The organism is Leclercia sp. UBA2479 (genome assembly GCF_002341985.1).
Classification (GTDB): domain Bacteria; phylum Pseudomonadota; class Gammaproteobacteria; order Enterobacterales; family Enterobacteriaceae; genus Enterobacter; species Enterobacter pneumoniae.
This window is the reverse complement of record NZ_DDPB01000003.1, coordinates 177,294-196,690: the sequence shown is the minus strand read 5'-3', so window position 1 is coordinate 196,690 and position 19,397 is coordinate 177,294. Positions and strand designations below refer to the sequence as shown.

The window sequence follows — 19,397 nt, the reverse complement described above, 5'->3', positions numbered from 1 at the left end:
CTTTCCTTAATGCTTAACCGACGCTGTGTTCAAGGCTAATCGCCAGCAGTTTCTGTGCTTCAACGGCAAACTCCAGCGGCAATTCAGAGAATACGTCCTTACAGAAGCCGTTAACAATCATGGAGATGGCATCCTCTTCGCTGATGCCGCGCTGCAGGCAGTAGAAGAGCTGATCCTCACCAATCCGCGAGGTGGTGGCTTCATGCTCCAGCTGTGCGCTGTTGTTCCGGCACTCCACGTAGGGGAAGGTGTGCGCCCCACAGTCTGGCCCGATCAGCATCGAATCACACTGGGTGAAGTTTCGGGCGTTGGTGGCCGTTGGCATGATTTTTACCAGCCCCCGATAGCTGTTCTGGCTCTGTCCGGCAGAGATCCCCTTCGAGATAATGGTTGATTTGGTGTTTTTGCCGATATGGATCATCTTGGTGCCGGTATCAGCCTGCTGATGACCGCTGGTCAGCGCCACGGAGTAAAACTCACCGATGGAGTTATCGCCGCGCAGAATGCAGCTTGGGTATTTCCAGGTGATGGCGGAGCCGGTTTCCGACTGGGTCCAGGACATCTTGCTGTTTTCACCTTCGCACAGGGCTCGCTTGGTGACGAAGTTCAGGATGCCGCCGGTGTTGTTATCCCCCGGGAACCAGTTTTGTACCGTGGAGTACTTCACTTCCGCATCTTTGTGAATAATCACTTCCACCACGGCCGCATGCAGCTGATAGCTGTCTCGTACCGGCGCAGAACAGCCCTCGATGTAACTGACGTAACTGCCCTCATCGGCAACCAGGATGGTGCGTTCAAACTGACCTGTTTTTTCCGCATTGATACGGAAATAGGTCGACAGCTCCATCGGGCAGCGCACCCCTTTTGGCACGTAGATGAAGGTGCCGTCCGAAGCCACGGCCGCATTCAGCGCTGCAAAGAAGTTGTCGTTGCTGGGCACCACGGTGCCAATATATTTCTGCACCAGCTCCGGATGATCGTGTATCGCCTCACCAAAGGAGCAGAAGATAATCCCCTGTTCCGCCAGTTTTTCACGATAGGTCGTCGCCACGGAGACGGAGTCGAAGATGGCGTCTACGGCCACTTCTCGCCCTTCACGCACCGGCACCCCGAGCTGCTCAAAGGCCTCTTCCACCTCTTTACTCAGGAAGGTGTTGGCGCCGGTCTGCTGTACGGCCCCCGGCTCAGAGGCGCAGGTATCGTCGCAGTTACCGCAGGAAGGGGCGGAGTAGTAGCTGTAATCTTGATAGTTCAGCTTATCGTAGTGCGCCTTCAGCCAGTGCGGCTCGTCCATTTCCAGCCAGGCTTTGTAAGCGCTCAGGCGGAATTCAAGCATCCACTCAGGCTCATTACGGCGTGCTGAGATAGCGCGCACCACCTCTTCGCTGATCCCTTTTGCCAGCTCGTCGGTTTGTAATTGGGTGAAGAAGCCCTCTTTATAATTGAGTTGGCCACCGGACCAGGTTTTGACATCGTCAGTTGCTTCAGTATTACGAGACATAGTACCGCCTATACCCCAAAGCTTTCGCCGCACCCACATTCGTTCTGGGCTTTCGGGTTGTTGAATTTGAATAACTGGTTTAAACCTTCGCGCACGTAATCCACTTCGGTACCGTCAATAAACGGCATCGCCTGTAACGGCACATACAATTTTGCACCGTCATGCTCGAAAATAAGGTCGTCTTTTTGCGGCTCGCTGACGGTATCCAGCACATAGCCAAAACCGGCGCAGCCGGTCGTCTTGACGCTTAAGCGCACGCCCAGAATGCCGGGCTGTTTCTCCACCAGCTCATGAATATGCTTCGCTGCCGCAGGGGTAAGCGACAGTCCGCGCCATGTGAAATCCGCTGGGTTGAACGTTTCTGAATGCAATTCCATAGGTCCACCTCATTTGTTGCGCCATCAGGGCATAACACCATGTTAGTGATAACGATTATCACTTCAACCCCCTGACAGCAGGGACTTTCTGCTTAATCGCCCTTTTTGGCTACTTTCATTAAGCATAGACCCTGTCTGAGTTGTTATCAGGCAAGGATTTTTTTAATCAATTTATTGATTAATAATGGATTTAGACGCGCTAATCGATGAGACGGGTAGAAATGGAAAAGTTGTATAGGGAATGCCTATTTATGAGATAGTTTTTTGAGCAGGCTTTGTTGATGAAGAGCGCGGCCGGCAACCCGACTCTTTCGGAACAGTTATAGAAGGGAAACCAAGTGTGAAGCGAGACCCTACCTGTATTGGCGGTTCGCAAAGTCTGGCGTTAGGCGGTAGACCCGGTTACGTTATCTGCCTCTCAAAGATCAGGTGCCACTATGAATACATTTTCGATTATTGCCATCCCGTTTTTCGTGGTGGCTATAGTAATGCTGACGCTCGCGGGCACTCGCAAAAACCGGGCGTTTCTCATCGTGGGTGGAGTCTTTATGGCTTCGAGCATGGTGAACGCGGCGATCGGCCTGTCATTGTAATTCAGCCAAAAGAAAACCCTTAAGACTACCCGTGGGTAATCTTAAGGGTTCCTTGCTCCATCCGGCGCTTATCTCCGGCACTCTGTGGCTTAGCTCTTGAAGGAGCATCAGAATAGTCTCATGAATAGCGGGCGGTAATTTGACATAAATTGCGGCGCCGCTCTGCAAAGCGCACAGAAAGCATAAAGGCCGCAATCGCGGCCTTTATTACAGAGTGCAGAAATTAATGGACGTGAACACCCAACCGCCAGGCAAAGTAGATCTCTTCTTTCAGTTCGCTTGAAGAGAGCGTGAGCAGATCCGTAAATTCCAGTTCAAGCTGTTTCAGCTTTTTCAAATACTGAGCCGGAGAAAGGTTGCTCGTATCGCGGCGTAAATATTCAATGGCCAGTTGGGTTGGGTTCAAATCGGTATCCATAATGTCCTCGTTTATGTACAAAACGCGACCAGTATATCACACTTTGTTGTTCGTTTTTTGACCATAAACAAGGCATCCCCGCCTTTTTTTACACCACCGCGGTTGTGAGCCGCGAGGAGCAGCACAGCCGTTGCTGCTCATCGTAGATCTCAATCTGCCACACCTGATGGCGCCCCCCGGCGTGCAGCGCGCGGCACACGCCGCGCACCCTACCACTCCGCACAGAACGAAGATGGTTGGCATTGACCTCGAGGCCTACCACCTTCTGTTCCCCCTCGGTGCAGAGATAACCGGCGACCGACCCCAGCGTTTCGGCGAGCACCACGGAGGCGCCGCCATGCAGCAGACCGAATGGTTGATGCGTCCGGCTATCGACGGGCATGGTGGCTTCCAGCTCATCATCACCGAGGCGGGTGAATTGTATATCCAGCAGGCCGACCATATTGTCCGCGCCCATGGCGTTTAAGGCCTCAAGCGTCGTGGTACGTCTCCAGATCATCCCATAATCTCCAGTAATGCCTGCAGAGGGTGACGCACGCCGCTGCCCTCGATGCGCTTCACCTGGCTGCGGCAGGAGTATCCGGTAGCCAGACAGCGGTTTCGCGGCAGGCGCTGCATCGCCTGGCGCCAGGAGAGCTCATAAATACCCAGCGAGTTGGCATGGTTTTTCACCTCATGTCCGTAAGTTCCTGCCATACCGCAGCACCCTACGTTGACGTTTTCCAGCTTCGCGCCAAAACGGGCGAAGATAGATGCCCACTGTCCCGGCGCCCCGGGCAGCGCCGTCACTTCTGTACAGTGACCAAACAGATACCAGGACTCTCCGCTGGACTCCGTTACCGCAGGGTTAGTCAGCACGGCTGGCAGCCATTCATGCACCAGTTGAACGTGAAAATCTCCACGTTTGTCACCCAGCGTCTGTTTGTACTCATCGCGATAACAGAGCACCAGCGCCGGGTCGACACCCACCATCGGCATCCCCAACTGCGCCATGCGGTTGAGGAAATCAGAGGTCTTCTGCGCGGTTTTCGCAAAGCGGTTGAGGAACCCCTTAATATGCTGCGCCTTGCCGTTGGGCGAGAACGGCAGCACCACGGGTTGATAATCGAGGCGTTCCACCAGCCGGATGAAATCGGCCACAACCTGCGCGTCGTAATAGCTGGTAAACGGATCCTGCACCACCAGCACGGTGCGGGCTTTCTGTTCGTCGCTCATGGCTTCGAGCTGTTCGAGCGTAGTGTTGGCGGAGCGGTGACCCACAAGCTGCTGCTGCAGCGACGGCACCGACAGCAGCGGCAGATCGATCATACCGATGTGCTTACCGGAAAGTTTGCGCACCATCGGCTGTTTAAGGAAGAAGTTGAAGGTCTTCGGCGCGCGGGCCATCAGGGGGGCGTAGCTCTCCACCGTCGCCACCAGGTGATCGCGCACCGGGCGCAGATAGCGGGTGTGATAAAGCTGCAGGAAGCGTGACCGGAACTCCGGCACATCGATCTTGATTGGGCACTGCGTAGAGCACGCTTTACAGGCCAGACAACCGGACATCGCCTCTTTTACTTCATGCGAGAAGTCATACTCCCCTTTGCGGGCATGCCAGCTATTGCGCGTGCGCTCGATAAGTGAACGCAGGCTGGCGCGTTTCCCGGGCAGCTCTTTTTCCAGCACCAGCGGATCCACACCCCGATCGGCCAACAGACGCAGCCATTCACGCACCAGGGTGGCGCGCCCTTTTGGCGAGTGAATGCGGTTGCTGGTGATCTTCATTGACGGGCACATCGGACTTTTTGCGTCGAAGTTAAAGCACAGCCCGTTACCGTTACACTCCATCGCGCCGCGCCAGGAGGCGCGCACTGCGATAGGGATCTGACGGTCAAAGGTGCCACGTTTGACGGCATCGACCTTCATCATGGGGGCATCGATGCCCTCAGGCGGGCAGATCTTTCCCGGGTTCAGGCGGTTGTCCGGATCGAACGCCGCTTTTACCTTGCGCAATTCGCCGTAGAGCGCCTCTCCGAAGAACGCCGGGCTGTACTCCGCGCGGAAGCCTTTACCGTGTTCACCCCAGAGTAGCCCGCCGTATTTTGCCGTTAACGCTACCACGTCATCAGAGAGCTGTTTCATCAGCATCTCTTGCTGCGGGTCGCACATATCCAGCGCCGGGCGCACATGCAGAACACCCGCATCCACGTGACCAAACATGCCGTAACTCAGGCCGTGGCTGTCGAGCAACGCCCGGAACTCCACAATATAGTCGGCCAGATGTTCGGGAGGCACGCAGGTATCTTCGGCAAAAGGAATGGGCTTGGCCGCGCCTTTGGCATTCCCCAGCAGCCCCACCGCTTTTTTACGCATAGCGTAAATACGTTCTATACCCGCCAACTCACTGCACAGTTGCCAGCCAATCACGCCGCCTTCGCCCGCGGCGATCAGCTCATCGAGGCGCTGGCAGAGCGTGTTAACCTGTTGGTCGATCAACTCGCCGTTATCGCCGGCAAATTCGACGATATTCAGACCGAGCATCTCTTTATCGGGAACGTCGGTAATAAGTTCGCTTACCGAGTGCCAGACGATATCTTCCCGTGCGAGGTTCAGCACTTTGGAATCGACCGTCTCTACCGACAGCGCCCGCGCATCGACCATAAAGGGGGCATTACGCAGCGCGGAGTCGAAGGAGTTGTATTTCACATTCACCAGACGGCGCACTTTTGGCAGCGGCGTAATGTCCAGCCGCGCTTCGGTAATAAACGCCAGCGTTCCTTCGGAGCCTGCCAGAATACGGGTTAAATCAAACTCGCTCAGATCGTCATTGAAAACGTGGCGCAGATCGTACCCCGTCAGGAAGCGGTTCAGTTTCGGGAATTTATCAATAATCAGCTGGCGGTTATCCCGGCAACGCTCCAGCACGGTACGATAAATTCGCCCCGTGGCGGTGCTGTCGTTGCCCAGCGTCTCGGCCAGCGCAACCGGCATGGGCCGGGTATCAAGGATGTCACCGCCCAGCAATACGGCACGGACGCCGAGGACGTGGTCGGATGTTTTGCCATACACCAGCGAGCCCTGGCCGGACGCATCGGTGTTGATCATCCCCCCGATGGTGGCGCGGTTACTGGTAGAGAGTTCCGGCGCAAAAAAGTAGCCGTAAGGCTTGAGGTGCTGATTAAGCTGGTCTTTGATCACCCCCGCTTCTACACGCACCCATCCCTCTTCCGGATTGATTTCGATGATGCGGTTCATATAGCGGGACATATCGATGATGATGCCCTGGTTAAGCGCCTGACCATTGGTGCCGGTGCCGCCGCCGCGCGGGGTAAAAATCAGTGACGTAAAACGCTCCTGCGAGGCAAGACGGGCAATCAGCGCCACGTCAGCGGTAGAACGGGGAAATACCACGGCATCGGGAAGTAGCTGGTAGATACTGTTATCGGTGGCCATGGTCAGCCTGTCGGCGTAGCCCGTGGCGGTATCGCCGGTAAAACCCTGTTGCTCCAGTGCTTGCAAAAAATTGAGCACCAGCTGAACGACGCCGGGTGCCTGAGAAATCTGTGGGATCATTACTGTCGACCCTAATAAGAGTTGTGGATCCCCTTACTCATTCGCGCTACAGAAAGGCGGCATGTGAACAGATCCCCGGGCGCACAGCACACCGGGTGAATACACGCAGCCCACGCATCTGCAGCTTGAACCAGGAGGGGGATAATCGTTTGCGTTGTGTCCGGAAAGTTTTATCACATTTTTTTCTTATACGCTCAGTAGAATTACAGGCAGAATCCGCCTGTTAAAAACCGGGGAAATCACTGATGATTAGAGTGACGCGGTTTCCCTTCCTGCCAGCCCGGCGGGTGTACATTAAGGAAAATTTCATTTATGACCTCTCTTCGTCAGCCCAGGGATGTTGCGCAGATACTGCTGTCGGTGCTGTTTTTGGCCATCATGATCATTGCGTGTCTGTGGATTGTTCAACCCTTTATTCTCGGCTTTGCCTGGGCGGGTACGGTGGTGATTGCCACCTGGCCGCTCTTTATCCGTCTTCAGCGCCTGCTGTTTGGCCGTCGTTCACTGGCGGTGCTGGTGATGACCCTTCTGTTGGTGCTGCTGTTTGTGATTCCTGTCGCCCTGCTGGTGAACAGCCTTGTAGATGGCAGCGGCCCGATTATCAAAGCACTGACCAGCGGCGATCTCACGTTACCGGATCTGGCCTGGCTGAACAGCATTCCGCTGGTGGGCGATAAGTTGTACGCCGGCTGGCACAACCTGCTGGATATGGGCGGCAGCGCAATTATGGCGAAGGTACGCCCGTACGTGGGCGCCACCACGGCCTGGTTTGTCGGCCAGGCGGCACATATTGGTCGCTTTATCGTGCATTGCGCCCTGATGCTGCTGTTTAGCGCTCTGCTCTACTGGCGGGGCGAGCAAGTGGCGCTGGGTGTACGTCACTTCGCCACGCGCCTCGCCTCTGCGCGCGGCGATGCCGCGATGGTGCTGGCTGCGCAGGCGGTCCGCGCCGTGGCGCTGGGTGTTGTGGTTACCGCGCTGGTGCAGTCGGTGCTGGGTGGCATTGGTCTGGCGATTGCGGGTGTGCCCTACGCAACCCTCTTCACCGTCGTAATGCTGTTCTCCTGTCTGGTGCAGTTGGGGCCGCTGACGGTATTGGTGCCATCGATTATCTGGCTTTACTGGAGTGGCGATACCACCTGGGGCACCGTGTTGCTGGTCTGGAGCTGCGTTGTGGGCACGATGGATAACGTCATTCGCCCAATACTTATCCGGATGGGCGCAGATTTGCCGCTCATTCTGATTCTGTCCGGCGTCATCGGCGGGCTGATCGCCTTCGGCATGATAGGCTTGTTTATCGGCCCGGTCCTGCTGGCCGTCTCCTGGCGTCTTTTCTCAGCGTGGGTGAATGAAGTGCCCTTCCCCGTCAAGGATCCGCTCCTGGTACCGGAAGAGATTAGCGACGCTGAACAACGGCATAAGTAAAACCACGGTTCTGGTGGGTTCGCCCACCAGAATGTTAAGCGTTGCTAATATTTATTGAGTGTATTTATCCCCTCTGACCTACTAAGTGCCCGCAATTGCCTCATAAACCTCGAAAAATCTTCAACGCTTTTAAACTATTGAGAGGAATCCGATCGACGCAAAAAGCGCGCAAGCCTACTATTAGGTCACGGTTATGAATCAACGCGTTGATTTATAAGCATGGAAATCCCCTGAGTGAAACAACGAATTGCTGTGTGTAGTCTTTGCCCATCTCCCACGATGGGCTTTTTTTTATCCTGCTATCCGCGATTGACCTCACACCGCCCCACCATTCGCCATTGGGCAGGCAGAATCCGAGTCTCACCCGTTACGTTGACCGTGGCAACATCACGAATATCCGCCGACGACGCCCCGAGCTGGAGTTCAAACTCGCCGGGCTCGACGATGCGCTTGCCGTCGCGGCGCGTAAAGTTGAACATATCGACAGGCAGCGTGAAGGTGAGCGTCGCCGATTCGCCTGGCGCAAGCGTGACCCGCTGAAACGCTTTCAACTCCTGTAAGGGCCTTACCTGCGTCGCTACTTTATCGCGTACGTACAGCTGGATGACTTCACTGCCGCTACGCTCGCCTACGTTCTTCAGGGTAATACTCACCGCAACGTCACCGGTTATCGCAACCTGACTATCAGCGAGTTGCGCCGCGCTCCAGTCAAATTGCGTCCATCCCAGACCAAAGCCGAAGGGGTAGCGCGCGCCAAAATGGAAAGCAAACGGCGTGCCGCCGCTTTTCAGCTTGTGGTTGTAGTAATACGGCATCGCCCCTGCGCTTTTCGGTACGCTGACCACCAGCCGGCCTTCAGGCTCTGCGCGCCCTGTCAGCACGTCCGCGATGGCCCAGCCCCCTTCCTGACCCGGAGCCCAGGCCAGCATCAGGGCGGCTACCTTCTCCTCCAGCCCCTGCAGGTTGTAAGGTCGGCCGCCGGTCATCACCACAATTACCGGTTTGCCGGTGGCAACCAGCGCTTCCAGCAGTTGCTGTTGTACACCCGGTAAATTCAGGCTATCGGTATCGGACCCTTCTCCAACAGTGCCACTCTGGAATAAGCCCGCCAGATCCCCGACGCATGCCACCACGACCTCGCTATCCTGCGCGGCGCGCACCGCCTGCGCTATCAGACCGGTATTGTGCGAGACCGGTGATTGCTGCATTGGCTTGCCGCTGCTCTCCCCCGGGAAGACCGGCGCCCCTGCCATGCGGTGCTCAATGATATGGCAACCTTTGGCATAGTGGACATTGCCCTCCCCGAGGTAGTGTTTCAGGGCCGCCAGCGGTGTAGTGACCTGAACAGTTTCCTCCACCATATCGCTAATAATCAGATGCACCGGGAAGCTATAGCCACTCAGCAGCGCAAGGGGATCATCGGCGGTAGGCCCGACGACGGCCACCTGCGGTGTCGAAGACAGCGGTAAGATCCCGTTATTCACCAGCAGGGTCATGGAGCGCGTGGCCACTTCGCGCGCCACCTGCCGGGTCTCTTCGTTCTGCAGGTCGATACCGCTCTCATCCACGTAAGGCTGTTCAAATAAGCCAAGACGGAATTTTTCCGTGAGCACGCGCGCGACGATTTCATCAATCTTCGCCATCGTTATCAGCCCGCGCGCGACCGCATCTGCGAGATGGCGGGCGCAATCATCCTTCGGTAGCTCGACGTCCAGCCCGGCATTAAACGCCAACGCCGCAGACTCCGCGGCATCATGAGAGATACCGTGATGCTGATGCAGCAAACTTACGCCGCCGTAATCGGCGACAATGAGCCCGTCAAACCCCCACTGTTCGCGTAAGACCGTGGTCAGCAGGAAGCTATCGCTATGCCCCGGCTGATTATCGATATCGTGGTAGGCCGGCATCACCGAGCCGGCGTTGGCCAGCTTAACCGCCATTTCGAACGGCAGCAGGAAGGTATCGTTCAGTTCGCTAAAGCCAAGATGTACCGGAGCATGGTTACGCGCCCCTTCGCTGAAGGAGTGGCCCACATAGTGTTTTAGCGTGGCCAGCAGATCGCGCTCTTTTCCCTGCAGCCCTTTGACATACGCCGTCGCCATCATCCCCACCATCCAGGGGTCTTCCCCAAAGGTCTCTTCTGTGCGGCCCCAGCGTACATCACGGGAGACGTCCAGCACCGGCGCCAGTCCCTGCTGGCAGCCCACAGATCGCGCCTCCTTGCCAATCTGCTCTGCGGCACGCTGAACCAGTGCCGGATCCCAGGTCGATCCATAATTCAGTGAAGAGGGAAACAGGGTGGCGTCTTTACATAACAGGCCGACCAGGCACTCTTCATGGAACAGCGCAGGAACACCCAGCCGGGTTTCCTCCATCATCATTCGTTGCAGCCGGTTTGCGGCACGAACGCCGGTTTTTGCCTCCACAATATGGGTTCCCAGCGGACGGGTGATCTGTCCCACGCCTAACTTGAGGCGTTCGTTGAGGGATGCCTGCTCAGTGACGCCCGCAAATTCATCGCTGAGATCGCTGCGCTCACGGTGGTGGCCGTGCTCATCGAGGATCAACCAGTAGGCGTGCATCTGGGCAAATTTCTCTTCCGGAGTCATGCGCGCCAGTAAATCAGCAACGCGTTCCTGAACGGGACGGCCCGCATCCTTGTAGATAGCAGTCATAGTTTACTCCTGTGTGGCAGATTGAATGGCAGGGTTAAGCGGCCTGGCAGCGGTCTGTGCGTCGCGCTTGCTGGCGAGCTCACGGGCGATGGAATCCACCACCCGACTGTTAAGCTTGTAGAGGGTAAGCAGTACCACCATGCCGAGAAATAGCGCGCAAGGAATGAGGGTAAACAGCGCATTAATCGTGGTAAGCACGTGCGGCGTCTGGGTCGCCTGTCCTGGGGCATAATTCACCATACCCAGCACCCAGCCCACAACGGCACCGCCCAGCGCCAGGCCGAACTTAATGGCAAACAGCGCGGTTGAAAAAACCAGCCCATCAAGGCGACGACCGCTGCGATGTTCTTCGTAGTCGACCACGTCAGAGAACATCGTCCACTGTAATGGCGTCGTCAGGTTTTGAATAAAGCTAAAAATGATATTCAGGCCAAAGATAAGCCAGATCTGTGATGGGGGAATAAAGAAGATCAGCGCACCAAATATCACGAAAGAGATTATTGTCCACTGATAAGCACGTACGCGGTCGAATTTACCTAACAGACGTTCGGACAATAACGCCCCGCTCAGGGCTGCGACCATTCCGGCCACGATAAACGCAAAGACCAGATCCGGGCGCAGCAGGACATAATTAACGTAATACATTGTCGCCGAGCCACGCGTCACCACTGCGGTTAACAGTAAAATATTAAACAGGAAAACAATTCGCCACTGGCTGTTGCCGGCCAGCAGTTTTAAATCAGACAACATAGAGCCCGAAGTATCATTTCGCGGGGAATAACGTTCGCGGGTCATGAAGAAGCAGCAGAAAAATAAAATGATACCCAGTAACCCCATCAGGCTCATGGCGTAGAAATAACCTTTCTGCACGTTTCCATTACCGAGGAGCGAAACCAGCGGCAGGGCAATCACCGTGACAATCAACCCGCCGATGAACGACAGCCCAAAGCGCCAGGATTGTAACGAGTGACGTTCACGCGGATCCAGCGTCAGGGCACCGGGCATGGCGCAATACGGGACGTTGATAGCAGAGTAGATCAGGCTCAGGAGGGTATAGGTGAGGCAGGCATAGACTATTTTCGCCGTCGCCCCCACGTCCGGTACGTAGAAGGTGATGAGACAGCTTACGCCAAACGGAATGGCGAACCACAGTAGCCAGGGACGAAATCGACCATGGCGGGTTTGCGTCCGGTCAACCAGGGCACCGATGCAGGGATCGACAAAGGCATCCACGACGCGAACCACTAAAAACATGGTTCCCATAATCGCTGCAGGCAAACCGAAAACATCCGTATAGAAATAAGCAAGAAATAACGTTGCTGTTTGCCAGACCAGCGCACTGGCCATATCGCCAAAACCGTAACCTATTTTATCTTTCGTAGTTAAAACAGAGGAGAGTGTCATTTTATTGGCCTTATTATCAGGTTAAAACGTGTTTCAACCAGGATGCGCAGATTTCAGGGCAATGCGCAGTTAAGGCCAAAGTATTAGCAACACCTGCCAGGCTAACAATTGTCGAAATTAACAGACAAATTATGATATTTAGTTTTTTGCATTATTTGTGATGCGCAGCAAATAAGAGAAAATAAAAAGGGCGAGGAGTATTCTCCTCGCCCTGTTCACTCTTTCCCGGCCTTATAAAAAAACCGGGTTCAGGTTTTACTTATTCAGCTCAGCCAGGCTCAGCCAGGTCTGCACCACGGTATCCGGGTTCAGGGAGAGGCTATCGATACCCTCCTCCATCAGCCACGCCGCAAAGTCTTCATGGTCGGACGGGCCCTGTCCGCAAATCCCGACATATTTGCCCTGCTTCTTCGCCGCGCGGATAGACATAGAAAGCAGCGCTTTCACCGCTTCGTTACGCTCATCAAACAGCTCAGAGACCACGCCGGAGTCGCGATCCAGACCCAGCGTCAGCTGCGTCATGTCGTTCGAGCCGATAGAGAAGCCATCAAAGTGCTCAAGGAACTGTTCTGCCAACAGTGCGTTGGACGGAATTTCGCACATCATGATGATCTTCAGCCCATTCTCACCGCGCTTCAGCCCCTGACGCGCCAGCTCGTCTACCACCGCTTTCGCCTGGTCTACGGTACGCACAAACGGGATCATGATCTCAACGTTGGTCAGCCCCATGTCGTTGCGCACGCGTTTCACCGCCTCGCACTCCAGCGCGAAGCAGTCGCGGAAGCTGTCGGAGACGTAGCGACCCGCACCACGGAAGCCCAGCATCGGGTTCTCTTCTTCCGGCTCGTAACGCTCACCGCCGACCAGATTGGCGTACTCATTCGATTTAAAGTCCGACAGACGTACGATCACGCGTTTCGGGTAGAATGCCGCACCCAGGGTGGCAATTCCTTCGGACAGACGGCCCACGTAGAACTCTTTCGGTGAGTCGTAGCCTTTCATTATTTCACGGATTTCGTTCTGCAGCGTCGCCGGCTGGTCATCAAACTCCAGTAGCGCACGCGGGTGAACGCCAATCATGCGGTTGATGATAAATTCCAGTCGCGCCAGACCCACGCCTTCGTTCGGCAGACAGGCAAAGTCAAAGGCGCGATCCGGGTTACCGACGTTCATCATGATCTTCAGCGGCAGATCCGGCATGGTATCCACGCTGGAGCTTTTCACGCTGAAGTCCAGAATATCGGCGTAGACATAACCGGTATCACCCTCGGCACAGGAGACGGTCACCTTCTCATCATCCTTCATGCGCTCCGTCGCATCCCCACAGCCAACAACGGCAGGGATCCCCAGCTCACGGGCGATGATCGCCGCGTGACAGGTACGGCCGCCACGGTTGGTGACGATGGCCGCGGCCTTCTTCATGATCGGTTCCCAGTCCGGGTCGGTCATGTCGGTGACCAGCACATCGCCGGGCTGAATGCGGTTCATCTCGCTGATATCGTGGATCACTTTTACCGGGCCGGCGCCGATACGATGGCCGATGGCACGGCCTTCAGCAACAATTTTGCCCTGCGCATGCAGCGTGTAACGCTCCATCACCTGCCCGCGTGAGCGCACGGTTTCCGGACGCGCCTGGACGATAAACAGCTTGCCGGTGTTGCCATCTTTGGCCCACTCAATATCCATCGGACGGCCATAATGTTTCTCGATCTGTACCGCCTGTTTCGCCAGCTCCTGCACTTCGGCATCGGTCAGAGAGAAGCGGTCGCGCTGTTCCTGCGGTACATCTTCAATCGTCACCTGTTTACCGTGCTCCTGGTTCGGGGCATAGATCATACGGATTTTTTTCGAGCCCATGGTACGACGCACAATCGACGGGCGCCCGGCGGCCAGCGTCGGTTTATGCACGTAGAACTCATCCGGGTTCACCGCCCCCTGGACCACCATTTCGCCCAGTCCCCAGGCCGAGGTGATAAAGACCACCTGATCGAAACCGGATTCGGTATCGATAGAGAACATCACACCCGATGAGGCGAGATCGGAGCGCACCATGCGTTGAACGCCAGCAGACAGCGCCACGCCGCGATGGTCGTAGCCCTGGTGTACGCGATAAGAGATGGCGCGGTCGTTAAAGAGGGAGGCAAAGACGTGTTTCACTGCCACCAGCACGGCATCATAGCCCTGCACGTTGAGGAAGGTCTCCTGCTGCCCGGCAAAGGAGGCATCGGGCATATCTTCTGCGGTGGCGGATGAGCGCACGGCAAAAGAGGCTTGTGCGTCATCAGCCGAGAGCTGGTTGTACGCATCGTGGATGGCTTTTTCCAGTTCCGGCTGGAAAGGTGTGTCGATAATCCACTGGCGGATTTGTGCCCCGGCTTTTGCAAGCGCAGAGACATCATCAATATCCGTGTTGTCCAGCAGGTCGTAAATGCGCTGGTTTACGCCGCTCTGGTCTAAAAACAGATTAAACGCATCGGCGGTGGTAGCAAATCCATTCGGTACGGAGACACCCATACCTGACAGATTTGTAATCATTTCACCCAGGGAGGCATTTTTGCCTCCAACTCTGTCTACATCATTCATGCCGAGTTGGTTATACCAAAGCACCAGCGGTGACGAGCCATTGTTGGACATCGAAACAATCCTTTTATGATATATGAACGGGTTAAGAAACACCTTACTGCGGTATTTATACTGGCATATTTATCCGCGCTAAAAAAACGGTGAATCGTGTAAGCAGATTTATTTTTTCGCTTTTCGGACTGTTCCCGCTCAATTGCTAACCTAATGATTAATATGGATTCCCACAAAAATAATCGGTATACAACGCTGTTTATAAAAATGAAATCCACTTTTCATTAAAAATAAAAACACCATTTCATTTTTAATTAGGCCCGCTGATTGACTGTTGTAATTTACTTTTTTAATTTATGCTTTCAGTCAATTACGTTTGATATTCAGGGTACGCAAAATGGATAATGCTGTGGATCGCCAGGTTTTTTATATTTCCGATGGGACGGCAATTACCGCCGAAGTGCTGGGCCACGCGGTAATGTCACAGTTCCCGGTCGCCATTAACAGCATCACGCTCCCTTTTGTGGAAAACGAAAGCCGCGCCAGGGCGGTGAAGGATCAGATCGACGCTATTTTTCAGCAAACTGGTGTCCGACCGCTGGTGTTTTACTCCATTGTGCTTCCTGAAATCCGGGCCATCATTTTGCAGAGCGAAGGATTCTGCCAGGATATTGTCCAGGCGCTGGTTGCTCCGTTGCAGAATGAGTTGCAACTCGATCCGACCCCTATTGCCCACCGTACGCACGGCCTGAACCCGGCCAATATCATCAAATACGATGCCCGTATTGCCGCCATTGATTACACCCTGGCGCACGACGATGGCATTTCAATGCGTAATCTTGATCAGGCGCAGGTGATCCTGCTGGGCGTCTCGCGCTGCGGTAAAACCCCCACCAGCCTCTATCTGGCGATGCAGTTTGGTATCCGCGCCGCCAACTACCCCTTTATTGCCGACGACATGGACAATCTTGTCCTGCCTGCGGCCCTTAAACCGCTGCAACACAAACTTTTTGGCCTGACGATCAACCCGGAACGGCTGGCCGCTATCCGCGAAGAGCGCCGCGAAAATAGCCGTTACGCCTCTATGCGTCAGTGCCGGATGGAAGTCTCTGAAGTGGAAGCTTTGTACCGAAAAAACCAGATCCCCTGGCTAAACAGCACTAACTATTCGGTGGAAGAGATTGCCACCAAAATCCTCGACATAATGGGGCTGAGCCGCCGCATGTACTAACATGCTAGTACATGAATTCATAAAAGCGTATACTGCTGCGCAACGGCAGGGCGGATAACGCCCTGCACTTGAAATCAGCGGGGATTGGTTTAAGGTGATGCCCATCACTTCCCGGTAGTTTGCCGATGAAGCACAAAATTCTGAGATATTCCATGAATAAAACCGATGAACTCCGCACGGCGCGCATTGACACTCTCGTCACGCCAGCCGAACTGGCCGAGCGCTATCCTCTCTCTGCCGCCGTGGCAGAAAACGTGACAACGTCACGAAAAAGTATCGAAAAAATCCTTAATGGCGACGACCCTCGCCTGCTGGTAATTGTTGGCCCTTGTTCCATCCACGATCTTGATGCCGCTATCGACTATGCCCAACGGCTGAAAGTGCTGCGTGACAAACATCAGGCCCGGCTTGAGATCGTCATGCGCACCTACTTTGAAAAACCACGCACGGTGGTGGGCTGGAAGGGGCTGATTTCCGATCCCGATCTGAATGGCAGCTACCGCGTTAATCAGGGTATTCAACTGGCGCGTAAACTGCTGCTGCAGGTGAACGAGCTTGGCATGCCGACGGCCACCGAATTTCTCGATATGGTGACCGGACAGTTTATCGCCGACCTCATTAGCTGGGGCGCAATCGGCGCCCGTACGACGGAAAGCCAGATCCACCGTGAAATGGCCTCAGCGCTCTCCTGCCCTGTGGGCTTTAAAAATGGCACCGACGGTAATACCCGTATCGCCGTAGACGCGATTCGCGCGGCGCGGGCTAGCCATATGTTCCTCTCGCCGGATAAAAACGGTCAAATGACGATCTACCAGACCAGCGGCAACCCGTACGGTCACATCATTATGCGCGGCGGCAAAAAGCCGAATTATCATGCTCAGGATATTCATGAGGCGTGTGAAACGCTGCGTGAATTTGACCTGCCGGAGCAGCTGGTCGTCGACTTCAGCCACGGTAATTGCCAGAAACAACATCGTCGCCAGCTGGAGGTTTGTGATGACGTTTGCCAGCAGATCCGCAGCGGCTCCACCGCCATCGCCGGCATTATGGCTGAAAGCTTTATCAAAGAAGGGACGCAAAAAGTGGTGGTCGGTCAGCCGATTGCTTACGGCCAGTCCATTACCGATCCGTGCCTCAGCTGGGAAGATACTGAGCTGCTGATTGAAAAGCTCGCTGCCGCGGTTGATACCCGGTTTTAAACTAATACCCGGCCTTTGCGCCGGGTTTCTCCGCGCTTAATCTCCTCATTTTCTTCACATTTGTTGGTAATCCGATCCTCTCGCGCTTTTTTGGTAAAAACGCTTGCCGTGCCAGATCTTTTGTTGATAATGATTATCATTGTTACATTGATTGCTATTTTGAAAACACTATGTCACGTATGGATAACACTGCAGCAACGCTTTCTCGTCCTGAAGACAAAACACAGCCTGCGCCCGATGCAGCCGATCGTCGTATTAGCAGTAAAACGCTGCTGGGCGATGAAGGCCGCGTCATTATCGAGCATGACGGCCAGCAGTATCTGCTGCGTCAAACCCATGCCGGAAAATTAATCCTGACAAAATAAAAAACCTCGCCAGCCACCCAGGTCATCCCCAGGCAGCCAGCGCTTTCATATCCTTATGGAGAGTTGCTATGCCATACCTGCATTCCGCGTCTTTGCGCCCGTCGCTGCTGGCGCTGGCGATTTTCAGTACCCTACCCGGCGCCGCTTTTGCTGCTGCGGAGGAGATGACCGTCACCGCCACGGGCAACGCCCGGAGCACCTTTGAAGCCCCGATGATGGTGAGCGTTATCGATGCCACCGCCCCAGAAAATCAGACCGCCAGCTCTGCCGCCGATTTGCTGCGCCAGGTACCGGGGATAACCCTCGACGGTAGTGGTCGCACTAACGGCCAGGACGTGAACCTGCGCGGTTACGATCGTCGTGGCGTACTGATCCTGGTAGATGGGGTGCGCCAGGGGACCGATACCGGTCATCTCAACAGCACTTTTCTCGATCCCGCCCTTATTAAGCGCATCGAAGTGGTGCGTGGCCCCTCCGCCCTGCTGTACGGCAGCGGCGCGCTGGGGGGCGTGATTGCTTACGATACGGTGAATGCCAGCGATCTGCTGGAGGCGGGAAAAAACAGCGGATATCGCGTATTCGGCACCGCCGCCACCGGGGATCATAGCCTGGGCATGGGCGCCAGCGCCTTTGGCCGTACCGACACCCTCGACGGCCTCCTCTCCTGGTCCAGCCGCGACCGGGGCGATATTCGTCAGAGCGACGGCGATACCGCGCCCAACGATGAATCCATCAATAACATGCTGGCAAAAGGGAACTGGAAAATTGACAGCGCTCAGACCCTGAGCGGAATGCTGCGTTACTACAATAATGCCGCGCAGGAGCCAAAAAACCCGCAAACGCCAGGCGAAGTGGATAGCAGCAACCCCATGACTGACCGTTCTACTATTCAGCGTGACGCCCAGCTTGGCTATAAGATTGCGCCGACGGGTAACGACTGGCTGAATGCGGATGCCAAAGTGTACTGGTCAGAAACCCGCATCAACGCGCAAAACCTCGATGACACCGGCGAATTCCGCAAACAGACCACCAAAGGCGGGAAAGTAGAAAACCGCTCCCGCCTGTTCAGCGACTCCTTCGCCTCTCATTTACTGACTTACGGCGGCGAGTATTACCGTCAGGAGCAGAACGCATCTGGCGCTGCGACAGGCTTCCCGGATGCGAAAATCGACTTCAGCTCAGGCTGGTTGCAGGATGAGATCACCCTGCGCGATCTGCCGGTCACCCTTCTTGGCGGTACCCGCTATGACAACTATCGCGGAAGTAGCGACGGCTATGAAGATGTGGATGCGCATAAGTGGTCATCGCGTGCCGGGTTAACCGTTAGCCCAACCGACTGGCTGATGCTGTTTGGCTCGTATGCCCAGGCCTTCCGCGCCCCAACCATGGGTGAGATGTATAACGATGAGAAACACTTCTCCATCGGCAGCTTCTACACCAACTACTGGGTACCAAACCCGAATCTGCGACCAGAAACCAACGAAACGCAGGAGTATGGTTTTGGTCTGCGCTTTGACAATCTCTGGCTTGGCAACGATGCGCTGGAGTTCAAAGCCAGCTACTTTGATACCAACGCCAAAGACTACATCTCGACCACCGTCGATTTTGCCGCTGCGACCACCATGTCCTACAACGTGCCGAATGCCAAAATCTGGGGCTGGGACGTGATGGCAAAATATTCCGCCGACCTGTTTAGCCTCGACATGGCCTATAACCGCACCCGCGGCAAAGATACCGACACCGGGGAGTACATCTCCAGCATCAACCCGGACACTGTCACCAGTAAACTGAACATACCGGTGGCCCAGAGCGGCTTCTCCGTCGGCTGGATCGGCACCTTTGCCGACCGTTCAACCCACGTTAGCAGCAGCTACAGTAAGCAGCCTGGCTACGCGGTAAATGACTTCTACGTCAGCTACGAAGGACAGGCGCAGTTGAAAGGTGTTACCACCACGCTGGTGCTGGGCAACGCCTTCGACAAAGAGTACTGGTCACCGCAGGGCATCCCGCAGGATGGCCGTAACGGTAAGATCTTCGTAAGTTATCAGTGGTAATCCCCTTGCCCCGGTTCGCCGGGGTCTTT

Annotated in this window: 14 protein-coding genes and 1 other RNA gene; 7 read left to right on the top strand and 8 right to left on the bottom strand. The window is 55.3% G+C overall.

Annotated features, from left to right (window positions below; genetic code table 11):
• Positions 1 to 13: 13 nt before the first annotated feature.
• Together sufB and sufA are read right to left on the bottom strand one after the other, a co-directional pair.
• A complete protein-coding gene (gene sufB / locus B3B59_RS02755) occupies positions 14 to 1,501 on the bottom strand; it encodes a Fe-S cluster assembly protein SufB (RefSeq protein ID WP_046885929.1) in 1,488 nt (495 codons plus the stop codon).
• 8 nt (positions 1,502 to 1,509) lie between these two features.
• On the bottom strand, positions 1,510 to 1,878 hold the full coding sequence (sufA, locus tag B3B59_RS02750) for a Fe-S cluster assembly scaffold SufA (RefSeq protein ID WP_233802121.1): 369 nt from the start codon (positions 1,876 to 1,878) through the stop codon (positions 1,510 to 1,512).
• A 437-nt stretch (positions 1,879 to 2,315) separates the two neighbouring features.
• On the opposite strand from sufA, the gene B3B59_RS02745 reads away from it, so the two are divergent.
• A complete protein-coding gene (locus B3B59_RS02745) occupies positions 2,316 to 2,471 on the top strand; it encodes a hypothetical protein (protein ID WP_212477951.1) in 156 nt (51 codons plus the stop codon).
• A 223-nt stretch (positions 2,472 to 2,694) separates the two neighbouring features.
• On the opposite strand, the gene B3B59_RS02740 is transcribed toward B3B59_RS02745, so the two are convergent.
• The 3 genes from B3B59_RS02740 to ydiJ form a co-directional block, all read right to left on the bottom strand.
• Entirely contained in the window at positions 2,695 to 2,889 is a 195-nt protein-coding gene (locus tag B3B59_RS02740) for a YdiH family protein (RefSeq protein WP_040075977.1), read from the bottom strand.
• Between the two features lie 88 nt (positions 2,890 to 2,977).
• Positions 2,978 to 3,388 carry a 1,4-dihydroxy-2-naphthoyl-CoA hydrolase gene (gene menI, locus B3B59_RS02735; protein ID WP_040075978.1) on the bottom strand — a complete coding sequence of 137 codons (411 nt, stop codon included), beginning with the start codon at positions 3,386 to 3,388 and terminating at the stop codon, positions 2,978 to 2,980.
• Entirely contained in the window at positions 3,385 to 6,441 is a 3,057-nt protein-coding gene (gene ydiJ, locus B3B59_RS02730) for a D-2-hydroxyglutarate dehydrogenase YdiJ (RefSeq protein ID WP_233802125.1), read from the bottom strand. Before ydiJ ends, menI begins: the two co-directional genes overlap by 4 nt.
• Positions 6,442 to 6,753: 312 nt before the next feature.
• Between ydiJ and ydiK the strand changes: the two genes are divergently transcribed.
• Positions 6,754 to 7,866 (top strand): AI-2E family transporter YdiK, encoded by a 1,113-nt coding sequence (gene ydiK, locus B3B59_RS02725; protein ID WP_212477949.1) that lies wholly within the window; start codon positions 6,754 to 6,756, stop codon positions 7,864 to 7,866.
• Positions 7,867 to 8,053: 187 nt separating this feature from the next.
• An RNA gene (gene rprA, locus B3B59_RS02720) (antisense sRNA RprA) lies at positions 8,054 to 8,161 on the top strand.
• Between the two features lie 4 nt (positions 8,162 to 8,165).
• On the opposite strand, the gene B3B59_RS02715 is transcribed toward rprA, so the two are convergent.
• The 3 genes from B3B59_RS02715 to ppsA form a co-directional block, all read right to left on the bottom strand.
• Entirely contained in the window at positions 8,166 to 10,541 is a 2,376-nt protein-coding gene (locus B3B59_RS02715; RefSeq protein ID WP_286808033.1) for a glycoside hydrolase family 3 N-terminal domain-containing protein, read from the bottom strand.
• A gap of 3 nt (positions 10,542 to 10,544) precedes the next feature.
• Positions 10,545 to 11,945 (bottom strand): MFS transporter, encoded by a 1,401-nt coding sequence (locus tag B3B59_RS02710; protein ID WP_286808032.1) that lies wholly within the window; start codon positions 11,943 to 11,945, stop codon positions 10,545 to 10,547.
• A gap of 255 nt (positions 11,946 to 12,200) precedes the next feature.
• Entirely contained in the window at positions 12,201 to 14,579 is a 2,379-nt protein-coding gene (gene ppsA, locus B3B59_RS02705; protein ID WP_046885923.1) for a phosphoenolpyruvate synthase, read from the bottom strand.
• Between the two features lie 337 nt (positions 14,580 to 14,916).
• Between ppsA and ppsR the strand changes: the two genes are divergently transcribed.
• The 4 genes from ppsR to B3B59_RS02685 all read left to right on the top strand — a co-directional run bounded on the left by ppsR (position 14,917) and on the right by B3B59_RS02685 (position 19,368).
• Positions 14,917 to 15,750 (top strand): posphoenolpyruvate synthetase regulatory kinase/phosphorylase PpsR, encoded by an 834-nt coding sequence (ppsR, locus tag B3B59_RS02700; RefSeq protein ID WP_040075986.1) that lies wholly within the window; start codon positions 14,917 to 14,919, stop codon positions 15,748 to 15,750.
• Between the two features lie 152 nt (positions 15,751 to 15,902).
• Positions 15,903 to 16,949: a 3-deoxy-7-phosphoheptulonate synthase AroH gene (gene aroH, locus B3B59_RS02695; protein ID WP_233802131.1), complete on the top strand. Its 1,047-nt coding sequence runs from the start codon at positions 15,903 to 15,905 to the stop codon at positions 16,947 to 16,949.
• 170 nt (positions 16,950 to 17,119) lie between these two features.
• Entirely contained in the window at positions 17,120 to 17,314 is a 195-nt protein-coding gene (hemP, locus tag B3B59_RS02690; RefSeq protein WP_040075988.1) for a hemin uptake protein HemP, read from the top strand.
• A 68-nt stretch (positions 17,315 to 17,382) separates the two neighbouring features.
• Complete coding sequence (locus B3B59_RS02685; protein WP_286808031.1) at positions 17,383 to 19,368, top strand: TonB-dependent hemoglobin/transferrin/lactoferrin family receptor; 1,986 nt, start codon at positions 17,383 to 17,385, stop codon at positions 19,366 to 19,368.
• Positions 19,369 to 19,397 lie beyond the last annotated feature (29 nt).

Excerpts from the sequence above, each read along its gene's own strand:
- B3B59_RS02715 (WP_286808033.1), bottom strand. The coding sequence starts at position 10,541 with ATGACTGCTATCTACAAGGATGCGGGCCGTCCCGTTCAGGAACGCGTT.
- ppsR (WP_040075986.1), top strand. The coding sequence starts at position 14,917 with ATGGATAATGCTGTGGATCGCCAGGTTTTTTATATTTCCGATGGGACG.
- B3B59_RS02745 (WP_212477951.1), top strand. The coding sequence starts at position 2,316 with ATGAATACATTTTCGATTATTGCCATCCCGTTTTTCGTGGTGGCTATA.
- menI (WP_040075978.1), bottom strand. The coding sequence starts at position 3,388 with ATGATCTGGAGACGTACCACGACGCTTGAGGCCTTAAACGCCATGGGC.
- ydiK (WP_212477949.1), top strand. The coding sequence starts at position 6,754 with ATGACCTCTCTTCGTCAGCCCAGGGATGTTGCGCAGATACTGCTGTCG.
- B3B59_RS02685 (WP_286808031.1), top strand. The coding sequence starts at position 17,383 with ATGCCATACCTGCATTCCGCGTCTTTGCGCCCGTCGCTGCTGGCGCTG.
- B3B59_RS02710 (WP_286808032.1), bottom strand. The coding sequence starts at position 11,945 with ATGACACTCTCCTCTGTTTTAACTACGAAAGATAAAATAGGTTACGGT.
- B3B59_RS02740 (WP_040075977.1), bottom strand. The coding sequence starts at position 2,889 with ATGGATACCGATTTGAACCCAACCCAACTGGCCATTGAATATTTACGC.
- hemP (WP_040075988.1), top strand. The coding sequence starts at position 17,120 with ATGTCACGTATGGATAACACTGCAGCAACGCTTTCTCGTCCTGAAGAC.
- aroH (WP_233802131.1), top strand. The coding sequence starts at position 15,903 with ATGAATAAAACCGATGAACTCCGCACGGCGCGCATTGACACTCTCGTC.
- ydiJ (WP_233802125.1), bottom strand. The coding sequence starts at position 6,441 with ATGATCCCACAGATTTCTCAGGCACCCGGCGTCGTTCAGCTGGTGCTC.
- sufA (WP_233802121.1), bottom strand. The coding sequence starts at position 1,878 with ATGGAATTGCATTCAGAAACGTTCAACCCAGCGGATTTCACATGGCGC.
- ppsA (WP_046885923.1), bottom strand. The coding sequence starts at position 14,579 with ATGTCCAACAATGGCTCGTCACCGCTGGTGCTTTGGTATAACCAACTC.
- sufB (WP_046885929.1), bottom strand. The coding sequence starts at position 1,501 with ATGTCTCGTAATACTGAAGCAACTGACGATGTCAAAACCTGGTCCGGT.